At 70.0% G+C, this 3,524-nt stretch carries 1 protein-coding gene; it reads left to right on the top strand.

Going from position 1 to position 3,524, the window contains the following annotated elements; genetic code table 11:
• Nucleotides 1-3,524 (top strand): non-ribosomal peptide synthetase (locus D7V93_RS40285; protein WP_120648327.1); only part of this gene is annotated, 3,524 nt, incomplete at both ends.

Raw genomic sequence — 3,524 nt, 5'->3', positions numbered from 1 at the left:
CGCCTCCCCCGCCCACCTGGCCTACGTCATCTACACCTCCGGCTCCACCGGACAGCCCAAGGGCGTGATGATTCAGCACCGCTCGGTGCTCAACCTCGCGCACGCACTGCAACGCACCGTCTACGCCAGCCAGCCCCAGGGGCTGCGAGTCACCGTCAACGCGTCCTTCTCCTTCGACGCCTCCGTCAAGCAGCTGCTGCAGGTGGCCCATAGCCACTGCCTCTACCCGGTGCCCGAGGCGTTGCGACTACAGCCCCCGGAGTTGCTGAAGTGGCTGCACCAGAATGAGGTGCAGGTGCTCGACTGCACGCCGTCGCTGCTGCGGCCGCTGCTGGAGGCGGGGCTGCTGGAGCAGAGGCCCGCGCTCCGGCTGGTGCTGGTGGGCGGTGAGGCGATTGACGAGCGGCTGTGGGCCCAGCTCGCCCAGGCGCCCGCCACCGGCTTCTTCAACGTCTACGGCCCCACCGAGTGCACCGTGGACACCACCGTCTTCCAGGTACGGGCGGACGCCTCGCCCACCCTGGGGCCGCCACTGCCCAACGTGTCCACCTACGTGCTGGACGCGCACCTGCGCCCGCTGCCGGTGGGCGTGCCCGGAGAGCTCTTCATCGGCGGCGAGGGCCTGGCACGCGGCTACCTGCACCGCCCCGAGCTCACCGCGGAGCGCTTCATTCCGAACGCCTTCTCCCCCATGCCCGGCCAGCGCCTCTACCGCACCGGCGACAAGGCGCGCTGGAGGGCGGACGGGACGCTGGAGTCCCTCGGCCGCATCGACTTCCAGGTGAAGCTGCGCGGCTTCCGGCTGGAGTTGGGCGAGGTGGAGGCGGCGCTGCGGCGGCTGCCCGGAGTGCGTCAAGCCCTGGCCCTGGTGCGCGAGGACTCGCCGGTGGGGCCCGTGCTGGTGGCCTACCTGACGGCCCAGCCGGGCCTCACGCTGGATGCGGCCAGCATGAGGGCTGCCCTCAAGCAGCACCTGCCCGACTACATGGTGCCTTCGGCCTTCGTCCCGCTGGAGGACTTCCCCCTCACGCCCAACGGCAAGGTGGACCGCAAGGCCCTGCCAGCGCCGGACGCCTCCCTCACGACGGCCTACGTCGCGCCTCGCAATGACGTGGAGCAGAAGCTCGCCTCCATCTGGTGCGAGGTGCTGCGCGTTCCCCGCGTGGGCCTGCACGACGACTTCTTCGCCCTGGGCGGCCACTCGCTGCTGGCCACCCAGCTCGTCTCCCGCATCCGCTCCACCTTCTCGGTGGAGCTGCCCCTGCGCGCCCTCTTCGAAGCCACTTCGCTGGAGGCCTTCGCCGCACGCCTGCAGGCCGCGCTCCAGTCCTCGGCCACCACGACGCTTCCTCCGCTGGTGCCCACGGAGAAGAACGGGCCGCAGCCGCTGTCCTTCTCGCAGCAGCGGCTGTGGTTCCTGCACCAGTTGGAGCCCGACAACGTCGCCTACAACCTGCCCTGGGCCCTGCGGCTCTCCGGCCAGTTGGAAGCGGAGGCCCTGCGTCGCACCTTCGAGCTCCTCGTGCACCGCCACGAGTCGCTGCGCACTACCTTCGCCCTGGCCCAGGGTGAGCCCATCCAGCTCATCCATCCGCCCGCGGCCTGGAAGCTGGAAGTGGACGACCTGACGGCCCTGGCGCCCGATCAGCGCGAGGACGAGGCCGTACGCCTTGCGATCCAGGAAGCACGCCGCCCCTTCCACCTGGAAGCCGGCCCACTCTTCCGGACGCGCCTGCTGCGGCTCGCGGGCGACGAGCACGTCCTGCTGATCAACACGCACCACGCCATCTCGGATGGATGGTCCGTCGGCGTGCTGGTTCGCGAGGTTTCCGCCGTCTATAGCGCGGTGGCCTCGGGGCAAGCGCCCTCCCTGACTCCGCTTCCCATCCAGTACGCGGACTACGCGGTCTGGCAGCGCGGCTGGCTGCAAGGCGACGTGCTGCGCCAGCAACTGGAGTGGTGGAAGGGGCTGCTCGCGGGAGCCCCCACGGCCCTGGATCTGCCCACCGACAGGCCCCGCCCTCCGGTCCAGACCTTCCGCGGCACCCACGTCCCCGTTCGCCTTCCGCTCCACCTCTCCGAGCAGCTCAAGGCCCTGGCTCGCCGCGAAGGGGCCACGCCCTTCATGCTGCTGCTGGCGGCCTTCCAGCTCCTGCTGCACCGCTACACGGGCCAGGACGACATCCTCGTCGGCTCCCCCATTGCCGGCCGCACTCACGCGGAGACCGAGAGCCTCATCGGCTTCTTCGTCAACACGCTCGTCCTGCGCGCTCGCATCGACTCCCGCGAGTCCTTCCTCCAACTGCTCCAGCAGGTGAAGGCCACCACCCTGGGCGCCTACGAGCACCAGCACCTGCCCTTCGAGAAGCTCGTCGAGGAGCTGCAGCCTCAGCGCGACCTGAGCCGCCCGCCGCTCTTCCAGGCCATGTTCGCCCTGCAGAATCAGGACTCCGGCGGCACCGTGCCTCGACTGGGTGACCTCGCCGTCCAGCCGCTCACCATCAGCGGCAGCGCCTCGCGCGTCGAGCTCTCCATGGGCCTGGCGGAGACGCCCGAGGGCTTCTCCGGCATCCTTGAGTACAACTCCGACCTCTTCGACGAAGCCACCATCCTGCGCTTCATCGGCCACTTCCAGGTGCTCCTCCAGGCCCTGGCCCAGCAGCCCCAGCGCGCGCTCGCGTCCCTTCCAATTCTCACCGAGGACGAGCGTCGTCAGGTGCTCGTGGACTTCAACGACGTGCGCGCCGACTTCCCGCGCGACGTCTGCATCCACGACCTCATCTCCGCCCAGGCGCGCCAGACGCCAGATGCTCCGGCCCTCCGCTTCCAGGACTTCCAGCTGACGTACCGTCAGTTGGAAGAGCGCGCCAACCAGCTGGCCGGCTACCTGCGCTCACTGGGCGTCGGCCCGGAGGTGCGCGTCGCGCTCCTCTTCGAGCGCTCACCGCACTCCATCATCTCCCTCCTCGCCACACTCAAGGCGGGCGGCGCCTACGTGCCGTTGGATCCGACCTATCCGCCGGAGCGCCTGGCCTTCATGGTCGAGGACGCCGCGCCTCGTGTCCTCCTCACCCAGCACTCCCTCGCCTCGCTCTCCGCGTCCCTGTCCTCGGAACTCGAGCACTCCGTCCCGCACACCGTCGACCTGGACTCCGACTCCACCCAGGCCCGCGTCGCCGCCTTCCCGTCGCTGCCGCCACCGCCCCTGGCAGGACCGGACTCGCTGGCCTACATCATCTACACCTCCGGCTCGACGGGCCGCCCCAAGGGCACCCTCATCGCGCACCGAGGCCTGTGCAACACCGCCCTCGCCTGCATCCGCTCCCTGGGCGTGGGCCCCTCCTCGCGCGTCCTCCAGTACTCCGCTCCGGGCTTCGACATCTCCGTCTGGGAAACTTTCCAGGCGCTCGTCTCCGGCGCATGCCTCGTGCTCGCCCCGCGCGAGCAACTGCTTCCCGACGCTCCACTGCGCGCCCTCATCGACTCGCAGCAGATAACCCATCTCACCGCGACGCCCTCCGTCC

The organism is Corallococcus llansteffanensis (assembly GCF_003612055.1).
GTDB classification, from domain to species: domain Bacteria; phylum Myxococcota; class Myxococcia; order Myxococcales; family Myxococcaceae; genus Corallococcus; species Corallococcus llansteffanensis.
This window is presented reverse-complemented; position numbering and strand designations above follow the sequence as displayed.